14 protein-coding genes are annotated in these 18115 nt (G+C 46.0%); 4 read left to right on the forward strand and 10 right to left on the reverse strand.

The features are described 5' to 3' along the window. Positions 1-20: 20 nt before the first annotated feature. The 5 genes from ENI34_02755 to ENI34_02775 form a co-directional block, all read right to left on the reverse strand. Positions 21-860 (reverse strand): hypothetical protein, encoded by an 840-nt coding sequence (locus ENI34_02755; GenBank protein HEC78044.1) that lies wholly within the window; start codon positions 858-860, stop codon positions 21-23. Positions 861-956: 96 nt separating this feature from the next. Then, on the reverse strand, positions 957-1733 hold the full coding sequence (locus ENI34_02760) for an ABC transporter ATP-binding protein (protein ID HEC78045.1): 777 nt from the start codon (positions 1731-1733) through the stop codon (positions 957-959). After that, on the reverse strand, positions 1733-2560 hold the full coding sequence (locus ENI34_02765; protein ID HEC78046.1) for an ABC transporter permease: 828 nt from the start codon (positions 2558-2560) through the stop codon (positions 1733-1735). Before ENI34_02765 ends, ENI34_02760 begins: the two co-directional genes overlap by 1 nt. After that, entirely contained in the window at positions 2556-3674 is a 1119-nt protein-coding gene (locus ENI34_02770; GenBank protein HEC78047.1) for an ABC transporter substrate-binding protein, read from the reverse strand. The genes ENI34_02765 and ENI34_02770 overlap by 5 nt, the downstream gene beginning before the upstream one ends. 13 nt (positions 3675-3687) lie before the next feature. After that, positions 3688-3987, reverse strand: coding sequence for a ferredoxin:thioredoxin reductase (locus ENI34_02775; GenBank protein HEC78048.1), 300 nt, complete (start codon positions 3985-3987; stop codon positions 3688-3690). 452 nt (positions 3988-4439) lie between these two features. Between ENI34_02775 and ENI34_02780 the strand changes: the two genes are divergently transcribed. Further along, a complete protein-coding gene (locus tag ENI34_02780) occupies positions 4440-5507 on the forward strand; it encodes an AIR synthase (protein HEC78049.1) in 1068 nt (355 codons plus the stop codon). Between the two features lie 175 nt (positions 5508-5682). Here the strand turns inward: ENI34_02780 and ENI34_02785 are convergent, their stop codons facing one another. Next, complete coding sequence (locus tag ENI34_02785) at positions 5683-6084, reverse strand: Rrf2 family transcriptional regulator (GenBank protein HEC78050.1); 402 nt, start codon at positions 6082-6084, stop codon at positions 5683-5685. Between the two features lie 12 nt (positions 6085-6096). After that, positions 6097-6486: a hypothetical protein gene (locus tag ENI34_02790; GenBank protein ID HEC78051.1), complete on the reverse strand. Its 390-nt coding sequence runs from the start codon at positions 6484-6486 to the stop codon at positions 6097-6099. A 68-nt stretch (positions 6487-6554) separates the two neighbouring features. Between ENI34_02790 and ENI34_02795 the strand changes: the two genes are divergently transcribed. Further along, positions 6555-7646: a hypothetical protein gene (locus ENI34_02795; protein ID HEC78052.1), complete on the forward strand. Its 1092-nt coding sequence runs from the start codon at positions 6555-6557 to the stop codon at positions 7644-7646. After that, positions 7643-7978, forward strand: coding sequence for a metallopeptidase family protein (locus ENI34_02800; protein ID HEC78053.1), 336 nt, complete (start codon positions 7643-7645; stop codon positions 7976-7978). The genes ENI34_02795 and ENI34_02800 overlap by 4 nt, the downstream gene beginning before the upstream one ends. Position 7979: 1 nt before the next feature. Here ENI34_02800 and ENI34_02805 read toward each other — a convergent pair whose 3' ends face one another. From ENI34_02805 to ENI34_02815, 3 genes are all read right to left on the reverse strand, one after another. Next, complete coding sequence (locus tag ENI34_02805; GenBank protein ID HEC78054.1) at positions 7980-11291, reverse strand: tetratricopeptide repeat protein; 3312 nt, start codon at positions 11289-11291, stop codon at positions 7980-7982. A gap of 94 nt (positions 11292-11385) precedes the next feature. Further along, positions 11386-14700: a tetratricopeptide repeat protein gene (locus tag ENI34_02810; protein ID HEC78055.1), complete on the reverse strand. Its 3315-nt coding sequence runs from the start codon at positions 14698-14700 to the stop codon at positions 11386-11388. Continuing rightward, positions 14673-17777 carry a tetratricopeptide repeat protein gene (locus tag ENI34_02815; GenBank protein HEC78056.1) on the reverse strand — a complete coding sequence of 1035 codons (3105 nt, stop codon included), beginning with the start codon at positions 17775-17777 and terminating at the stop codon, positions 14673-14675. The genes ENI34_02810 and ENI34_02815 overlap by 28 nt, the downstream gene beginning before the upstream one ends. Before the next feature lie 174 nt (positions 17778-17951). On the opposite strand from ENI34_02815, the gene ENI34_02820 reads away from it, so the two are divergent. Beyond that, on the forward strand, positions 17952-18115 hold a 164-nt coding region (locus ENI34_02820; GenBank protein HEC78057.1), incomplete at its 3' end, for an FAD-binding protein.

Consider the following 18115-nt stretch of genomic DNA (forward strand, 5'->3'; position numbering starts at 1 on the left):
AGATATCCTTTATTCTACTTTTATTTCGGTACGAACCAGACGTCGAATCCGACTTTCCAGGCGAAGTTGCTGCCGCCTTTGTTTACCATTTCGAGGGGGTAGATGAATTTCGGCCTGAGGTTCAAACCGGGCATCGGTTTAAAGATAACACCGGGAATGATGTTGAGACGGGTTTTGTCAGTGTGCTCGATAGTAGCGCCGGTGCTGTCCTTTGCCGCAAGCGTCTGCATAAGATTGAAGTTGAGGAACGCCTTGAATTGTTTTGTAAAGATATAGTCGATTTTGAAGATTCCTTCGAATATATCTCCGACGTCGATCTCGGCGTCGTTCTTCATATTATACCAGTAACCCGCCTTAAGATGTAATACCATCGGTGCCATCTTATACATAAAGAGAAGACCGCCGGCGATGTCGATCGTGCGGTCGTCCAGAGCCGGGCTTGCGTCTTTACTCGAAGTGGGGAAACGAAAACCGAGAACACCGGTGAGATACGGCTGGTCTTTGCCGCCCATCAACCCGTAGCGTGTTTTTATCCAGGCATCCTGAAGACCGAATGAACTGAGTGTATCTTTACTCTTGCTCATTACAGGAATATGAGCCATAACTTCCCATTTATCCATCGGTGCGTATCCCAGCATAAAGTGGGCACCGATGACATCGGTCTTGCTTGCATCAGGCAGATCAGTCCATTCTTCATCGGTCCAGTTGTATCCTTTGCAGATGGTCGTGTAACTCAGACCAAGCATCCCGATGAATTTGCCGCTCGACATGGTTCTGGCTCCACGCCACAGCAACGGGCTGGCTTGACTCATACCTGCTATCAAAAGGATAGCCAGAATTGTGCAGTATATTTTCTTCATTTTACCTCCTCTTTTTATATTTTAATCCGGTATTTTGAAAAGCAGGTGGAAGAAAACCTTTTTTGAATGCATCTTGACGGCGAATCATGTCGGTCATTATGTACCTCCTGTTTTATTATCCGTCAGAATGTTCTCGAGTATTTCGCGGATTCTTATGTGGAACTCAATAAATTTTTCTGAGCGTCGATTACGAGGACGGGGAAGGGCTATCTTGAATTCCTTTTCGATACTTCCCGGTCGATCTCTCATAATCAGAATCCGGTCGGCGAGGAATATCGCCTCGTCGATGTTATGGGTGACAAAGAGAATTGTTTTCTTCTCCTGCTGCCAGATCATCAGAAGCTCTTCTTGAAGCTGATGTCTGGTACGTTCATCAAGCGCTCCAAAGGGTTCATCGAGTAAAAGGAGTTTTGGATTGTATGCAAGCGCACGGGCGATCGCCACCCTCTGCTGCATTCCTCCTGAAAGTTCATAAGGATATGCCTTTTCAAAACCCGTGAGCCTGACAAGATTGATGAACTTTTGGGCTGCTTCGTAGCGTGCCTTTTTCGGAATGGACTTCATTTCAAGACTGAAGGCGATGTTGTCCCGTACATTGCGCCAGGGAAAGAGGGAGTACTGTTGAAAGACAAGTGTCGTGTTCAGGTTTATCCCTTCGACCTTTTTGTTGTCGATCGCAATCTCCCCGGCGTCGGTATGTTCCAGGCCGGCTATCAGTCTCAAAAGGGTTGTTTTTCCGCATCCGGTCGGTCCTACGATGCACAGAAATTCTCCGTCCCGACATTCGAATGTTATATTGTGCAGAGCGACGACTTCTTCTCTGCGTTTACCGTAATAGACTTTTTTAACACCGTTCACCCGAAGAAAAGACACTATCGCTCCTTTGCCTGCCATACTGAATTGCGGTCGGCTATGAATTTGACGCCGTAGCTCAGCAGTGCACCCACGGTACCGATTAGAATCATACTTGCGATCAAGATATCCATTTCAGCGAGCTCATAGGAAAACATAATCAGATAACCGATACCAGCATCACTGCCCGGCAGCATTTCAGCGGCGATGATCACCATCCAGGATATACCGAGACCAACCCGCAACCCGGTGAGGATAGCGGGTAGAGAAGCGGGCAGAATCACTTTCTTGAAGAGTTTTTTCTGATCCGCACCAAGCAGGAGTGCCGATTCAATGAAGATATTCTTCACGGATTTAACGCCGTGGACCGTATTCAAAAAGATCGGAAAGAAACCACCGTAAAAAATGACGAAGAGCATGCCGAGCTGGATGTGGCTGAAGATGGTGCTGGTATAACGGACTCCGAATAGATTGGCGACATTGTAGGTCTTGAAGACCGCCATGGCGAACGGAATCCAGGCGATGGGGCATAGGGGCCTTAGTATTTCAATAACCGGGCTGAAGAGCCTGTGGAAAAGGAGGTATCGACCTACTAAAAGCCCCATTGGTATGCCTACTATTGCCGCCAGAATAAACCCGAGAACGACCCTCGAGGCGCTTACTATAATATGGCGTACATAACTGCCGGTATCAAGCAGATCACTGAACGGGTGGATGAGGCGGTTGACCACATCCTCGACCCGTGGCAGGAGTGCGGGATTATCCGCTTTAATTGCGAAAAATTCCCACACCCCGATGATGATGAGTGGTATAACAAATCCCAGAATGGCCGATTTCGCTACTTTAATACCACTTCTCCAGATTCAGTTCTTTGGCTGCCTGTTTCAGTGCACTGAAGTCGTAAAGGATGGATTCGACTTCAGCACCTTTTTTACCTTTGAGAGCTCCCTTCAGTTTACCCAGACGATTCATCTCGTCGATCCAGACCTGCATACTCTTGAGCCAGTCTTCGTCGGGATTCGTTGTGAATCCTGATGTCGGCAGAGACATTTTTTCCACCTCTAATGATGTGCCGATCCATTTTGAAGCGTCTTGCGCATGCATTTCAGGGTCTTCGTTAGCGTATTGTGTAGCAAGGATGATCAACTTCAGGAATTCTTTGATGATCTCTTTTTTGTTGGCCATTGCCTCATCGGTTGCGGCGATACAACAACAGGGATGGTCTTTCCAAATACCGGGCGGCAGTTCATTGAGGTCAGCCACGCACTTGCCGATGCCCTTGCTTTCGGCGATCGCACACCAGGGATTATTTGAGATATAGCCGTCGATGATCTTATTTTGAAGACCGGGCACGAGATTCTTTTCGCCCTTCAACAGAATCATAAGGACATCTTTTGTTCTGTCTGATTCGTCACTGGTATAGGTCAATCCTTCTTCTTCGAGAGCACGTTCGAATATCAACTTGGCGACTGCGACGGGATTCTTAAAGCCGATTCTGATCGGTTTCTTCGACTTTTTCGCCCACTTAACGAACTCTTCCCATGATTTCACAGGATTGTCCGGTTGAAGCACGAGCATATCACCTTTTGTGTGAAGCGGAGCGATGATCTTCATAGGTGAGCCTTTATCCGTGAAGAAGGCGACAGCCGCGACGCCGCCGAAGCCGACTTCAAAATGTCCCTGTGACATCAACGTGGGCATTTTCGAACCGCCGCCTGAAAGATAGAGTTCGATATCAGCGATCTTCTTGTTGTTTTTAATCAGTTCATAGTGTTTTTTCGCCTCGACTTCTTTCAGATATACTCCACAATCTTTCTTTGTTCTTGCATGTTCAAGAGCGGCGACATAGAGGGCCGACTGGTGGTCATGACCCACATAGCCCACTTTTAGCACCGGTACTTCCTGCTGAGCGCAGGAGATGAACAATGCCAGGACAAAAGATAGTGCAATCAGTTTTTTCATCTTACCTCCTTATCTATGTTTCTTTTTTATAGAAAAGACGGCAGTAACAGTGGCCGTCTTTATTCACCTCTTGTTCAAGGGTCGAACAAGGACATACGACATCCTTTGTCGGATCAAGCGGATGACTCTGCTTGCAGGGGCAGTAATATTTATTGTATTCTTTGAAATTCATCGTCATCAGTCCCACTACTTTTTTCACCCGTTCTTCATCAGGGTTTAAAATGAAACCTTTCTCTTCCGCGATATTTTTTATTCTTTCAAGATTTTCATTATATGGAGCGGTTCCGACGACACCATCCCATGGATTAGCCATTTATATTCCTCCTTTCGTTGATGGTCGGATTATCTGTTCTTCTGAAAAGAAGATAATGGTGTTATTTAAATAATATAATGAATAAGATCGGAAAATGGGTGGGGGAGTGAGTGTGATGTTTCTCTTTCGGGCTCGACCGAGCCCGTATGGATAATATCTCACTTTTTCCCCTCCTCAAGTATTTTAATTGTTTGATTAAAGTGTTGCAAGGTAAGGAACAAGGAATTTATATTTCTGGATTGTGATTCGGAGATAGCAAGAGGACGGTGGATGCGGACGCGGCCCGGCCCGCGGAGATTATTCTTCACCTTTTGCCTCCCACCAGGAAATATCCTTTGAAACTCATTAGTAGATTATATACATAATTCTTGAAATGTCAATAAATTTTTACGCTTATTGACAAAATTCTGATTTTCCCATACAATGGAGGGTGAGAAATATGGAGGTAAGTGATGATTAAACTGCCTGAGATAGGTAAGATTTCAGCTGAGGTGTTCAACGAACTTATCTTTCCACACCTCGGTGCAGAACGTCCGGAAATTCTGGTCGGTCCCCGCCACGGGGTTGACGTCGGTATCGTAAAGATCGGCGATAAAGTTATTGCGATGACCAGCGATCCGGTCTTTATCGTGCCTGAATACGGATTTGAACGCGCCGCCTGGTTCGCCGTCCACATCCTCGCTTCAGATGTCGTCACCTCTGGTTTGCCTCCGACTTATCTGACGATTGACCTGAATCTGCCGCTTTCAATATCTGAAGAACAGTTGACCGTAGTATGGAAGACGATCGACCGGGAGTGCAAAAAGATGGGTATGGCGATTGTCTGCGGACATACCGCACGTTATGACAATTGTCATTACCCGATGGTCGGCGGTGCCACGATCCTTGCGCTTGGGGATATCGATCAGTATGTTTCACCCGTTTTTGCGCGGGTCGGCGACAGGATAATAATCACCAAAGGTCCGGCAATCGAAGCGGCGGGTATTTTTGCGACGATGTTTCCTGAGTATATCGCTGAAGAGTACGGAGAAGATTTTGCAAAGAAGTCTCAGGAGATATTCTTCAAGATGTCGGTCGTTGAAGACGCATTGACCGCCGTAAGCGCGGGTATTCGTGACAACGGAGTTTCATCGATGCATGACGCGACCGAATGCGGCATCTGGGGCGGTGTCTTTGAAATCGCCGAAGCCGCCGGTGTCGGCGCCAGAATCAATAAAGAAGCGATCGTGGTTGAAGAGTGTGTCCGGGAGATATGTGAATTGTTCAAAATCGACCCCTATAAGTCGATCAGCGAGGGAACATTGATTATCACCTGTCGGGAACATAAAGCCGACGCCGTGGTCGACGCTCTCAACAAAAAGGGAATAAAGTCTTCTGTCGTCGGTGAACTTATTGAAAAGAAGTTCGGCATAAATGTCGTCGAGGGAAAGAGAGAAAGAAAGATAGAACATCCGCGTGTCGACCCCTTCTGGAAGGCGTTTTACGATGCCCTGGAAAGGCATAAAGAATTTAAAAAATAATGTTCTTTTTCGCTATTCCAGAAGAATCAGTTTTTCGATTCTTTTAATGTCGTTATTCTTCACAGCTTGCCTCCGGTTTTTCTTTGATTGCGACATTTGCCCGCGTCTATTTTCATAATCAACTAATTATATATAAAAAATATCCCTTGTTAAAGGGTGAGTTGGTTTTTAAATATTATTTTCGCACCAGCTCGGCGAGGGTCTTTTCTTCAAAGATTCTTTTGATTGATTTTTCAAGTTCGATCCAGAGTTTTCGCGTAGGACAGGTTTCTATCATTGTGCAGATATCAGGGTTTTTGAGACAGTCCACAGGTGCATAGGGTCCTTCCAGGATTTTATAAATATCAGTAAGTTTTATTTCATCAGGTGGTTTGATCAAAAAATAACCGCCCCGAGCGCCGCGGGTCGCGCCGATCAGCCCGGCGGTTCTGAGGGTGATTACAATCTGTTCCAGATATTTTTTTGAAATTTTCTCACAGCTCGCAATATCCTTAAGAAGAATGGGTCCTTTTTGATAGTTCGCCGCCAGGTCCACGAGCAGTCTCAGACCATAGCGGAACCGGGAAGATACTTTCATACTTTCAGCCTCCTATTGTGTTATATACAGAATAACCGTATCAACCGCTCCGTAGATATCCGGATGCCAGTATTGATTCGGCCATCCGGGATTACTGGTGCTGTCGAGGAAGATCGTGACATAACCGGTGCCCTGCATCTTTGATGTGCCGTAACAGACACTGTCCACCTCAAAAGACCCCGGCATTGAATCGATCGTCGCCGTTGTGATGAGTCTTTCTCGTGACTGTTCGGTGTTGTATGGATCGATATCTCTGAGGCGGAGTATTATTCCGTCCACACCGGTTGAGTCACTCTCTTTTCTTACCCAGCCGTACACATGGCAGACAAGGGGTTCTGCTGTTTCCGCGCACTGCAGAACCAGAAGAGAAAACATAATACACAAAAGCGTGATTTTTTTCATTTTTTTTCTCCATATTTATTATATAGATTATCCTTGAAATGTCAACTCTTATGACTATAATTTAAATTATGAAGGTATTGATAATGCCCGTGCCGATCGGTGCAGGCCATATCAAAGCGGCGAAGGCACTCAAACAGGCGCTCGTGGCTCTGGCACCGGAAATCGAGGTGCGGTTTGAAGATTGTTTTGACTGGGTTTATCCTTTATACGGCACTGCTTACAGGAAGATATACGACTACGCCCAGAAAAAGGGGAGGGCGCTGTTGAAATTTCTGTATCGGGGCGTGGGCATAAAGAGCGGTTCTTCGGAATTCCTCTATCGAATACATAAAGTTCTCGCCCACAAAATCAGGACACTGTTGAAAGAATATTCTCCTGATTATGTACTCTGCACCCATTTCTCGCCGGGATATTTCGCCGCCCTGTATAAGAAAGAATATCTTTATAAGATAGGTATCGTGGTGACCGACTATTATGTGCATCCTCACTGGAGCAATAAGGAGATCGACCATTATTTCATCCCCCATGAATTTTTGATTGAACAGGTTGTTTCCTACGGAGCTCAGAGAGAGAATATTTTTCCGTTCGGTATTCCCGTCGCCCTGGAACTCGAAGGAGAGATCGACAAGGATGCGGCGCGTAAGAGATTCGGGCTGTCGAAGAGCCGAATATCCGCCACCGTGATGGGAAGCAGGGTTTTCGGCGGAGAATGGTTTGAGATTGTAAAGGAGATCGTCGACTTTGATTACGACCTTCTCGTCCTGTGCGGAGAGAATCAGGAGGTTATGGAGAGAATAAAGGCGTTGAAGGGGAGAGCGAGATTGAGCACCTATGGTATGGTGAAAGACATCCATGAGTTGATTGCAGTGACCGACATCCTCATCACCAAAGCCGGCGGCATTACAACGACCGAGGCGATCAAGGCGGGTCCCTGTTTGCTCTTTGCCAATTCAATCGTCGGGCTTGAGGACAAGAACGAGGACTTTCTGATCAAACACGGAGCGGCTCTGCGCCTCACCCGTGAAAATGCAAAGGCAACGGTCGGCGGTCTGTTAAAAGACCCTGAAAAGATGGCGGGAATGAGGCGTGCGATTAAAAAATTACGGAAAAAAGACTCGGCTGCGAATATCGCGAGGGTGATCCTCGACAGTATAAAATGAATCGGGAGATATTCGAAAAGGTCGTCATAGACGTTATAGATTCCCTGCCTCGGTTTCTGCGTGAAAAACTGGAGAACCTGGAGATCGTGATTGAAGACGAGTATATCGAAAAGAAGTCCCTCCTCGGTCTGTACCAGGGGGTTCCTCTCAAGAAGAGGGGTGCGTGGTATGGAAACGTGCTTCCGGACAAGATCATTTTGTTCAAGAACAATATCGAGCGTCTGAGCCGTAATGAAGATGAATTGAAGGAGTGGATTCGCAGGGTCGTGATACACGAGATCGGTCATTATTTCGGTTTCGGTGAGGAAGAATTGAGAAAAGCCGGGTATTAGTCTACATCTTTGTCTCTTTTTTAAATTCTGCAAATTCCCGATACAACCGACGGTCGAGGAACCGTCTGCGGTCGTCTTCTTCTTTCAAATACTGCAGAATTTCTTCACGGAGCTGCATCGCCTTTGTAAAGAAATTTCTTGTTTCGTCAGGCACTCCCAGATAATAATTGATTCTGCTTAGGTAAAAATAGAGCTGAAACTTTGTCTCTTTGGCGCCCCTTAATTTTTCAACCCGTTCCTTGATCTTCATCAGGATCTCTTTTGCATCGTTCAGGTACGTTATCAAAAGTTTTTTATTGGTAAGCGCCTGTGCGATTCTTATCTCCGCCTTTAAAAGGGCGGCGTCGATCTGCAACCCGTGAAATTCACTTCCTTTTATTCGATTGATGATCTCTTCACACATCGTATAGGCTTTTTCATATTCTCTCTGGTGGTGGAAGAGTCGGGCGCGGCTCAGTTCGACATTCAACTCCATTATCCTGCTGCCGAGTTCCTTGAAGATTGTAACCGCCCTGTCGAAATATTCTTTCGCCGCGGTGAAATCTTCTTTCACAAGTTTCAACATCCCGAGTCCCCAGGTTCCATAGCCATTACCCAGGCGGTTGTTGATCTGTTTATTGATCGCCATATATCTTTCAAAATATTCCTCTGCCTTTTGATAATCACCGAGCTGAAAATAGGTGTCGCCGATATTGTAAATCGAGATCGCCTGGGAAAGCAGGTTTCCGGTCTTCACCGCAACCTGAAGTGATTTCTCGAGGTAATCGAGGGCGGCGAAGTGGTCCCCTTTGTCGGAATAATATCCGCAGATGTTGTTGTATATGACACTCTGACCCATGATATCGTCGATTATTTCATATAGTTTCAGCGCCTTGCTATAGTATTTAAAGGATTCCTCACGTTCACCTGTGTGGCTGTATATCGCTGCGAGTATGTTGTACGCCCTGGCGGTGATCTTGCGTGCCTTCATATCCACTGCATCTTTGATTTCGGTGAGCAGTTCATCAAGCAGGGAGAGCGCCTTCTGATAATCACCCTGGAGATAGTATACCCATGCGATGCCTATTTGAATCTGCGCCCTGTCGATCTTCGATTCATCGGATATCTTTTCAAGGGCGCGGTTGTAGTATTCGATTGCTCTGGGGTAATCACTGATTTTCTGGTAACTGTCCGCGATGGCGGCGTTGATGTCCGCCTCCTGTTTTCGCACAGTACAATATTTCAACGCCTGATTGAAGAACTCAAACGCCTCTTCATTCCGGCCGATGAGGGCGTGTATCTTACCCAGGTTATTCAGGACCTCCCTTTTTCGGTCTTCGTTGTCCCGGAACTTGTTCAGTTCTTCAAGCACCGCCTGATAAAAGAGGATCGCCTCCTGATTGGCATAGCGTTTGCGGGCGTTCTCCGCTGCTTTTATACCGTATTCGATCGTCTTTTCGTAGTCTCCCGCCTGGCTGTAGTGCTCAAAGAGCACCTCGCAGAATTCAGACAGGCGGTCTTTATAAAGAGACTCGATCGTCTCGGCGACTTTTCGATGGAGTGATTTTCTTCTCTTTTCCGGAATACCGGTGTAGAGCACCTCACGCACCAGCGAGTGGTTGAACGAATAGTCTTCGCCGTTGTCGGTCGTGATGAACCCAAGTTCGGTGATTTCTTCTATCAGTTCATCGAATGTTTCCCACTCTTCAGTGAAGAAGTTCACCACTTTCTTTGAAAAGTTCCGTCCGGCGACCGCGATCTCCTCAAGAATATTCTTCAACTGCGGATTCAGGGTGTCGCAGCGGCTCCTTATGATTGCATCGATATTATAGGGGATGGCGAAGTCTATCTCCTGTTCTGAGGCGATCCATTCTCTTCCCCGCCTCAGCAGTTTTTTCTTCGCGATCAGCAGCTTGATTATCTCTTCAAGGAAGAATGGATTTCCGTCCGCTTTCTCGACTATGTCGTTCAGTAAAGTTCCGGGAAGTTTGGGGATCTTCAGCAGATTTTCGGATATCTGCTTTGTCTTTTCTTTACTCAGGCGCATCAAATTCATTTCATGGATCTTGCGCTGTTTTTTGATCTTTTCTTTAATCCGCCAGAACGGTTTTTCCTTATCCGGCCTCGAGAGAAGAATCAGCAGGGCGTTCATATCTGCAGCCGTTTCTAGGAAGAATTCCAGTGCCTCGAGCGTCGGCGAATCGGCGAGGTAGAGGTCATCAATGACATAGACACAGGATGCTTTTCGGGCGTAGTTTTTTAAAAGTGTGGTGACGGCGACCTGGGTCCGCAGCTTGAGTTCTTCAGGTTTAAGGTATTCTATTTTCTCTTGATATTTTTCTCCCAGTCTGATGTTAAAGAGGTTCGCAATACTCGCATACAGTTCATCGGCGTCCTCTGGAGCGAGGAGATTTATCTGTTTGAGCAGTTTCTCTGTGATCTTCTTTTCGCTGTCAGAACTTTCAATACCGCAGATCTGTTTTATTATTTCAATGAAAGGAAGATAGATCGCTTCTTTATAGGGCGAGCAATAACCGCTGCACCAGTTTATCACCTTTGCCCGTTCCAGTGAGATCGACAGGGAATAGGTGAACAACTCTTCAATGAGTCTTGATTTACCGACACCGGCTTCTCCTATAATGATTACGGTATTGCCGATATTGTTCATTACATCCTCAAGATATTTTTTGAGAATCTTCAGTTCCTCATCCCTGCCGACCAGGGGCGACTTCAGCCCTTCGATGCCGCGCCGTCGGACAAACCCGCTCTTCTGACCCGTCACCTCGAATACTCTGAGCGGTTCGGTCAATCCCTGTGCCTGGATTTCAAAACCCTCGGAAAAGATAAAGACGGGTTTTGTAATTTGATGGATTTCTTCACTCACCAGGATCTGATCAGGCTCTGCTCTTTCCATGATACGTGCCGCGATATTGACCGCATCACCCATCACCGTATATTCCTTTTTGATCTCTGAACCGACGTCACCAGCATACACCCTTCCGAGATTCATTCCGGCACTCATCCGCAGCGAAGATTTATTCTTTTCATTGTATGCCGCAAGTTTCTTTTTAAAGAGAAGGGCTGATTTTATCGCCCTTTCCGGGTCCTCTTCATGGGCTACAGGTACCCCGAAGGTCGCCATAAATATCTTTCCTTCGTGTTTATCGATATGGCCCTCATACAACTTGATCGTCTCTTCGTGGAGTCCGGCGAGGTCTTTGATGATATTGGCGTACTCTTCAGGCTCCAGGGGTTCACCTTCTCGTTCGATGCCATGAATCTTTATAAACTGAATGACACAGTACTTTATTTCTGATTTTATCGAACCGTTCATGATATTCTTCCTCTGATGAAATTTCAGATGAACAATATTTTATCCAAAAGAAGTGCGGAGTCAAGCATCCTGAAATTTAAAAGGTGATGATTTCTCAGCTGACTTTTATCTCTTTACAGAAATTTTCAAACTCCCGGTACAATCTGCGGTTGAGGAGTTTTCTCTTCGCCTCATCACCTTCCATGAATTCCATCATTTTTTCTTTGACTCCGACGGCGTCTTTATGAAATTTCATCGTTTCCGCGGGCAGGCCCAGTTGATAATGGATACGGCACAGATGGAAATAGACCTGGAATTTTGTTTCCAGACTCGCTCCGTATTTATCGATTGTATCATTCAATTCATTCAGAAGCGTCTTTGCATCCTGCAGATATGTGACAGCCAGTTTTTTGTTCCCGGCGGCTTGAGCGAGTCTGATCTTCACCTGGGTGATTTTGACTTCGTTCATCATATCATAATCCTTTATCTTCTTGGCGATCAACATCGTATTTTCAGACAACTGCCAGGCTTTTTCAAATTCTTTCTGATAAAGGTACAGCTCAGCGATACTCGTCATTACGGCGATCTGCCACATCTTGCTACCTATTTTATTGAAGAGGGAGAGGGCGGTGTTGTAATACTGTTCCGCTTTTTTCAGGTCGTCCTTTTCCATGGCGAGCAGTCCCAGACCCCAGGAATTATATCCGACGCCGAGGTTGTTGTTGATCTTCTTCGCTATCTCCATACTCTGGAAGTAATTCTGCTCCGCCATTTCGAAATCACCGATCTGGTAGTAGGTGTCTCCGGTGTTGTAATAGACGATCACCTGACCGAGAAGGTTACCGGTTGCGATGTCGATCTCTAAGGATTTGCGGAGATATTCAAGGGCGCTCTGATAATCACCGAGACTTGTGTAGTAGTCGCACAGGTTGTTGTAGATCGCACCCTGGCCGTGCCTGTCTTCGATGATTTCATATAATTTCAGCGCCTTCTTATAATGTTCAAAAGATTTCTGTTTTTCACCCAGTGCATAGTATGCCGACCCGAAACGGTTGTAAATCCGCGCCTGGATCTTTCGGATCTCCACGGTCGCCGAGTCACCGAGCAGCGTCAATGCCTTTTCGAGCAATCTGCAGCATTTCATGTAGTCGCCTCTTTCATAGTGGATTCGTGCGATGCCTGTTTCAATGGCAGCCCTTTCGGTTATTGAATCATCGTCGAGCAGATTCATCGCCTTGTTATATGACTCGATTGCTTTATCGTATTCACTGATATTTTCATAGACATCCGCGATCGACGTATGGATCTTTGCTTCGTTTTTCGGGTTATCACAGTATTTCAGCGCCTGGTTGAAGAACTCAAAGGCGTCTTCATTCTGTCCGATGAGGGCGTGTATTTCGCCCAGGTTCTTCAGGATCTCCCTTTTTTGGTCTTCGTTGTCCCGGAAATTATTCAACTCTTTAAGCACCGCCAGATAAAAGAGGATTGCTTCATGGTTGGCATAGCGTTTGCGGGCGTTCTCCGCTGCTTTTGTGCCGTATTCGATCGTCTTTTCGTAGTCTCCTGCCTGGCTGTAGTGTTCGAATAGTATCTCGAAAAATTCAGGGAGGCGGTCTTTATACAGGGTCTCGATCGTCTCGGCGATTTTAAGATGAAGATTTCTCTTTCTCTTCTCCGGAATACCGCCGTAGATGATCTCCCTGACCAGTGCATGATTGAAGAAGAAATCTTCGTCGTTGCTGGTCGAGACGAAATCGAGTTCTTTTGTTTCTTTGATTAATTCGTCGATAGTTTCCCAGTGGACGCTGAATGCACTCAGGATTTTTTTGGAAAAATTTCTGCCGACCACCGACATCTCTTCCAGCACCGTCTTCAGTTCGCCGCTCAGGGTGTCGAATCGATTTCGAATCACCGCCTCGATTGTATAGGGAATGTGGAAATCGACGTTCGACTCGGCGGCGCACCACTTTCCTTCTTTCTTGAACAAAATCCCTTCGGCGATCAGGAGCTTGATGATTTCTTCTAAGAAAAAAGGATTTCCGTCCGCTTTTTTTATCACCTCATTCAACAAAGAAGCCGGTAACCCCGGAGTTCGAAGCAGATTTTCGGATATTTTTCTCGTGTCATTACGGCTGAGGCGTTGGACATTGATTTCGTGGATGGTCTGACTGTCGCGGAGTTCTTCAAGGATTTTCCAGAATGGTTTGCTCTTATCGGTCCTCGTTATCAAAAAGACGAGCATCGGGATATCTTTATTGGTTTCAAGAAAGAATTTGATCGCTTCCAGGGTCGCCATATCGGCGAGATAGAGATCGTCTATAACATAAACACAGGGAGCCTTCAGTGCGAAGTTCTGCAACAGGGTGGCGACGGCGAGATGGGTCTGCAACTGGAGCACCTGAGGTTCCAGATATTTGATTTTCGTTTCATAACGCGAGTCCAATCTGATATTGAAGATATTGGCGATATAGGGATATATTTCATCTGCCCGTTCACCGGCGAGATTATCGATTGTTTTGAGCAGTTTTTCGGTTATACTCTTTTCACTGTTCTTGCTGTCGATTCCGCAGATCTGTTTTATTATTTCAATGAAAGGAAGATAGATCGCCTCTTTATAGGGCGAGCAGCACCCGCTGCACCAGTTTATCACCTTTGCCCGCTCCAGTGAGATCGACAGGGAATGTGTAAAGAGTTCTTCGATGAGTCTTGATTTACCCACACCGGCTTCACCGGTGATGACCACTGTGCTCTTTGAACCCTTGAGAAGTTTATCCAGGAACTCCTTCAATACATTGAAGATCTCGGTTCGGCCTACAAGCGGAGACTTCAGCCCTTCGATGCCGCGCCGTCTGACAAAGCCCGCCTGCTGATTGAGTACTGGAAAGAGATTGATTTTTTTGTCATAACCACGGGGCTGGAATTCCATCATCTCCGCGAACTGGAACACGGGTTTTGTAATCCGGTGGATCTCTTCGCTCACCAGGATCTGACCGTCGTCCGCATATTCCATGATGCGTGCCGCGATATTGACCGCATCACCCATCACCGTATATTCCTTTTTGATCTCTGAACCGACGCTTCCCGCATAAACCTTACCGACGTTTATCCCCGCTTTTATGGTCAGGGCGGTGTCGTTTTTTTCATTGTATTCTGCAATCCTTTTTTTAAAAAGAAGGGCTGATTTTATCGCCCTTTCCGGGTCCTCTTCATGTGATACAGGCACCCCGAAGGTCGCCATAAATATCTTTCCCTCGTGTTTGTCGATATGGCCCTCATACAACCGGACTGTTTCGTCATAGAGTGATGTTATCTCCTTTATCCGATTGGCGTACTCTTCAGGCTCCAGCTCTTCGCCTTCTCTGTTTATCCCTCTTATCTCCACGAACTGGATGACCGAAGGTTTTATCTCTGATTTCTCAATGCTTCCCATTCTTCTTTTATCTCTCTATTTTCTTTTCTATTCATGAAAAAGCTCTTACGCAAATTTTCATTGCTTATTCGATCTCCTCTTTCCTTTATATCGTTATACGCCTTTTCAAGATACAGATATGCCTCTTTATCTTTATTAAGGGATTTTAATATTTTATAATGGTTGTAATAGATGATGCTGACGACACCTTCGATTATTTTCTTCTTTTCCAGGGCGTTCACCGCGTTGCGCGACAGTTTGAATGCTTTTTTCAATTCACCCGTTTTGAAATAGATAAATGCCTGGGTTGATAAGGCGTTGATTTCATAACTTATATTCTTGGCTTTGCGCGCGATGGCGACGGCGTCCTTGGCGAGCTGGAGTGCTTCTTCCAGACGGTTGTTGAGTACCATTGCGTTGGCGAGTTCGTTTTTGTAAAAAGATATCCAGTCTATGATATTGAGTTCTATACTCAGGCCATGGGATTTTTGGATGTATTCCAGCGCCTTCTGCGGTTTTCCGAGATGGGCGTAGCTGTCGCCGATATTGCCGTATCGGATTACAATACCGGTCTTGTCACCGACCTCTTTGCTGATTTCGAGCGCCTGTTCAAAAAAGGAGAGGGCTTGTTCAAACTTACCGACAGTGGCGAAGTTATTGCCGATGTTGTTCAGGATTATCGATTCCCATTTTTTGTTCATTACACTCTTTACGATTTTAAGCGCCTTCTCGCAGTTCTTGATCGATTTGTCATAATCACCGAGAAGTTGATAGAGACTGCCGATGTTCGTAAGCACCTTTGCCTGGAACATTATATCACCGATGTCCTCGGCGACCTTGAGCGCTTCCTGATAAGCGGCGAGTGAGTCGTTGAATCGATTGAGATAGTAATAAGCGCTTCCCATATTAGCGATGATGCGTGCCCTGGCGACCGTGTCACCGAGTTTATCATAAAGTTTCAACGCCTGGTTGCAGTATTCCAGTGATTTTTCCTTTTCACCCATCTTTGTATAGACCAGACTGAAATTCCCCCTTATCTCTGCTTCTTTTCTGATGTCCTTGCTCTTTTGAGCCGATTTAAGGGCTTGCTGCAGGGAATTCAGCGCCGCCTTGAAATTGGATTGGTTGTAGTATGCAACACCGAGATTCTGGATGACGCGTATATCATCGCTCTTCTTACGGAGCTCTTCATAAAGCTTTATCGCTTTTTTGTATTGTGAGGTTTTCATCAAGTACCGACCTTTTAAAAGAGCGAGTTCGAGTTTTTCCGTGTCGTTTGCATCTTTCGCCATTAAACTTTCAAGCCGTTCAATGGCGCTGCGTTCTTCTTCGCACATCCCGAGTAGGTCAAGAAGGTCCACCTGCTCTTTGAGAATACGATATTCGGCTTTGATATTGGTCTGTCGGCAGAGCTGCAGGGCTTCATTGTACGCCTCGAGCGCCATCTCATTGGCGTGTATGTCTTTCAGTCGGCGCGCCCACTTCAAGACATAATGGAGGGCTAATTCGTAGTCGCCGCTTTCCTTGAAATGATAAGCCAGTTTTTTGTCGTTGTCATAGGTGGAAAACCTCTCACGCAGTATCGAAGCGATTTTGCGATGCAGCGTCTTTCGCACGCTCTTGGGCAGCCGGCTGCAGATCTCTTCTCTGAGAAACGGATTTTTAAAAGAGAGTTCACCGTCATTCGAATTCAACAGGTCGTTTCTCACCCCGTAATCCACGGTCTCTTCATAATTGGGAGCGGCGGTCTTCAGGAATTCTTTTTCAATGGTATAGCCGTAGACCGCACCGAGCGACAGGGTATTGAAGATGCCTACTGGAATGTGGTCGATGAGGTGGTTGAAGACTTCTTTGACCCGATAGGGGATTTTTATCCTCTCCCGCAGTTTCACGCTGTCCTGCTGGTTCTTTACATAGCGGCATATCTCTGTCGTGAACAGAGGATTGCCGCCGGCGTGGCGGCAGATCTCGTCCAGCAGTTCCTTTTCAAGTTTGACATCGTCACAGAGGTCTTTGACGATTTTGAACTGGGTCTCTTTATCAAGGGGTGTCAGTTCGAGCACCATCGGTGTGACACCTGTCGCTGATTTTAATTCATCGACCAGTTTATTGTGCAGATTATGCATTTCAAATATCGTGTAGACATCATATTCATTGATATTGTTTATTAAAAATTTGATGAAGTCGAAAGAGTTCTTATCGATGCGTTCAAAATACTGAAAGAGTAGGACAAGCGGTTTTATTTTACCTGCGGCGAATATAATTTCACAGAACTGATTAAAGAGATTGGTTTTGTATGATTCCTCGGTTACCAGCGCTATCTTTTCTTTGATTCCAAAATCCGGTTTCAATTCCATGATGATTTTTAAGATTGATTCGTAAAACTGCAGGGAACGGGCGGTCAAAAAAGAGGTTTGAAAAAGGTTGAACTTTTTTTCTTCTCTGTTCAATCGGTTGAATGTCTCGTGGATGAATCTGGTCTTGCCGATCCCCTGGTTTCCCGTTACGATGATCACCTTCTTTTTCTTAAGGATATAATTGCTGAGCGATTCGATCTCTTCTTTTCTGTTGAAAAATTTATTGGTGTATAATGCCTGCTGTTTTTTCTCGGCGAGCACCCGGAAAAAGACCTTTTCATTCTTTGAGAGCCTTTCGAAATCAAAGAATGTTTTGGTCAACTCATAACAATTCAGGTCGATATAAATCTCTCCTGCCGGCGCCGTCTCTTCCAGATAAGAAGCCGCTTCCGTGACATATCCGTATATCTTGTCTTCATCACAGATTATTTCACCGCTGGCGACGCCGATATGAACTTCAATGGGATAGGAAAGTCCTCTCACCGCTTCTTTGATTCTCAATGCACTGAGGATCGCCGAATATGCATCATATCCTTGTGATTTCGGGAAACCAAAGACAGCCATAACGCGGTCGCCTTCATGGCGTAGTATTGTTCCGTCGTGGACATGGATGATTTTATCGATGATCTTGAAACATTCATTGACGAGTTCGGTGATTTTTTCCGGGCCGAGCGTGGCTGTCAGTTTTGTGAATCCTGTAAGATCAGCGTAGAGGATTGTTGCAAGGCGATTCTCTCTCACAACTATAATTATAACAAAAAAAGAATATTAGTCAATCTTTGCTTCCCTATTTCCATTTCCCCCTTTCTCCCTTTCTCCGTTTCTCCGTTTCCCCCTTTCCCCCATTCTCCGTTTCTCCCATTCTCCCTTTCCCCTCCGCCTTGACTCTTTTCCCATCTCAGATATAATGGCACTGTGTACAGGAAGAAAAAAGTCGCGATCATCGGTGCCGGGCCCGCAGGTATTGCCGCGGCGGTCCAGTTAAAGCGTTCAGGCATAACCCCTTTGCTCTTTGAAGGAGAAAAGCCGGGTGGTCTGCTCAATAACGCTCGATGTGTGGAGAATTATCCGGGGTTTCC

The sequence above is a fragment of the candidate division WOR-3 bacterium genome (genome assembly GCA_011052815.1).
In the GTDB taxonomy this organism is placed as follows: Bacteria; Hydrothermota; Tepidihabitantia; order SM23-42; family SM23-42; genus DRIG01.

What these genes read in the sequence shown, in the direction of transcription:
- ENI34_02805 (HEC78054.1), bottom strand. Translation starts at nt 11,291, where the DNA reads ATGAACGGTTCGATAAAATCAGAAATAAAGTACTGTGTCATTCAGTTT.
- ENI34_02795 (HEC78052.1), top strand. Translation starts at nt 6,555, where the DNA reads ATGAAGGTATTGATAATGCCCGTGCCGATCGGTGCAGGCCATATCAAA.
- ENI34_02770 (HEC78047.1), bottom strand. Translation starts at nt 3,674, where the DNA reads ATGAAAAAACTGATTGCACTATCTTTTGTCCTGGCATTGTTCATCTCC.
- ENI34_02755 (HEC78044.1), bottom strand. Translation starts at nt 860, where the DNA reads ATGAAGAAAATATACTGCACAATTCTGGCTATCCTTTTGATAGCAGGT.
- ENI34_02790 (HEC78051.1), bottom strand. Translation starts at nt 6,486, where the DNA reads ATGAAAAAAATCACGCTTTTGTGTATTATGTTTTCTCTTCTGGTTCTG.
- ENI34_02780 (HEC78049.1), top strand. Translation starts at nt 4,440, where the DNA reads ATGATTAAACTGCCTGAGATAGGTAAGATTTCAGCTGAGGTGTTCAAC.
- ENI34_02800 (HEC78053.1), top strand. Translation starts at nt 7,643, where the DNA reads ATGAATCGGGAGATATTCGAAAAGGTCGTCATAGACGTTATAGATTCC.
- ENI34_02810 (HEC78055.1), bottom strand. Translation starts at nt 14,700, where the DNA reads ATGGGAAGCATTGAGAAATCAGAGATAAAACCTTCGGTCATCCAGTTC.
- ENI34_02785 (HEC78050.1), bottom strand. Translation starts at nt 6,084, where the DNA reads ATGAAAGTATCTTCCCGGTTCCGCTATGGTCTGAGACTGCTCGTGGAC.
- ENI34_02775 (HEC78048.1), bottom strand. Translation starts at nt 3,987, where the DNA reads ATGGCTAATCCATGGGATGGTGTCGTCGGAACCGCTCCATATAATGAA.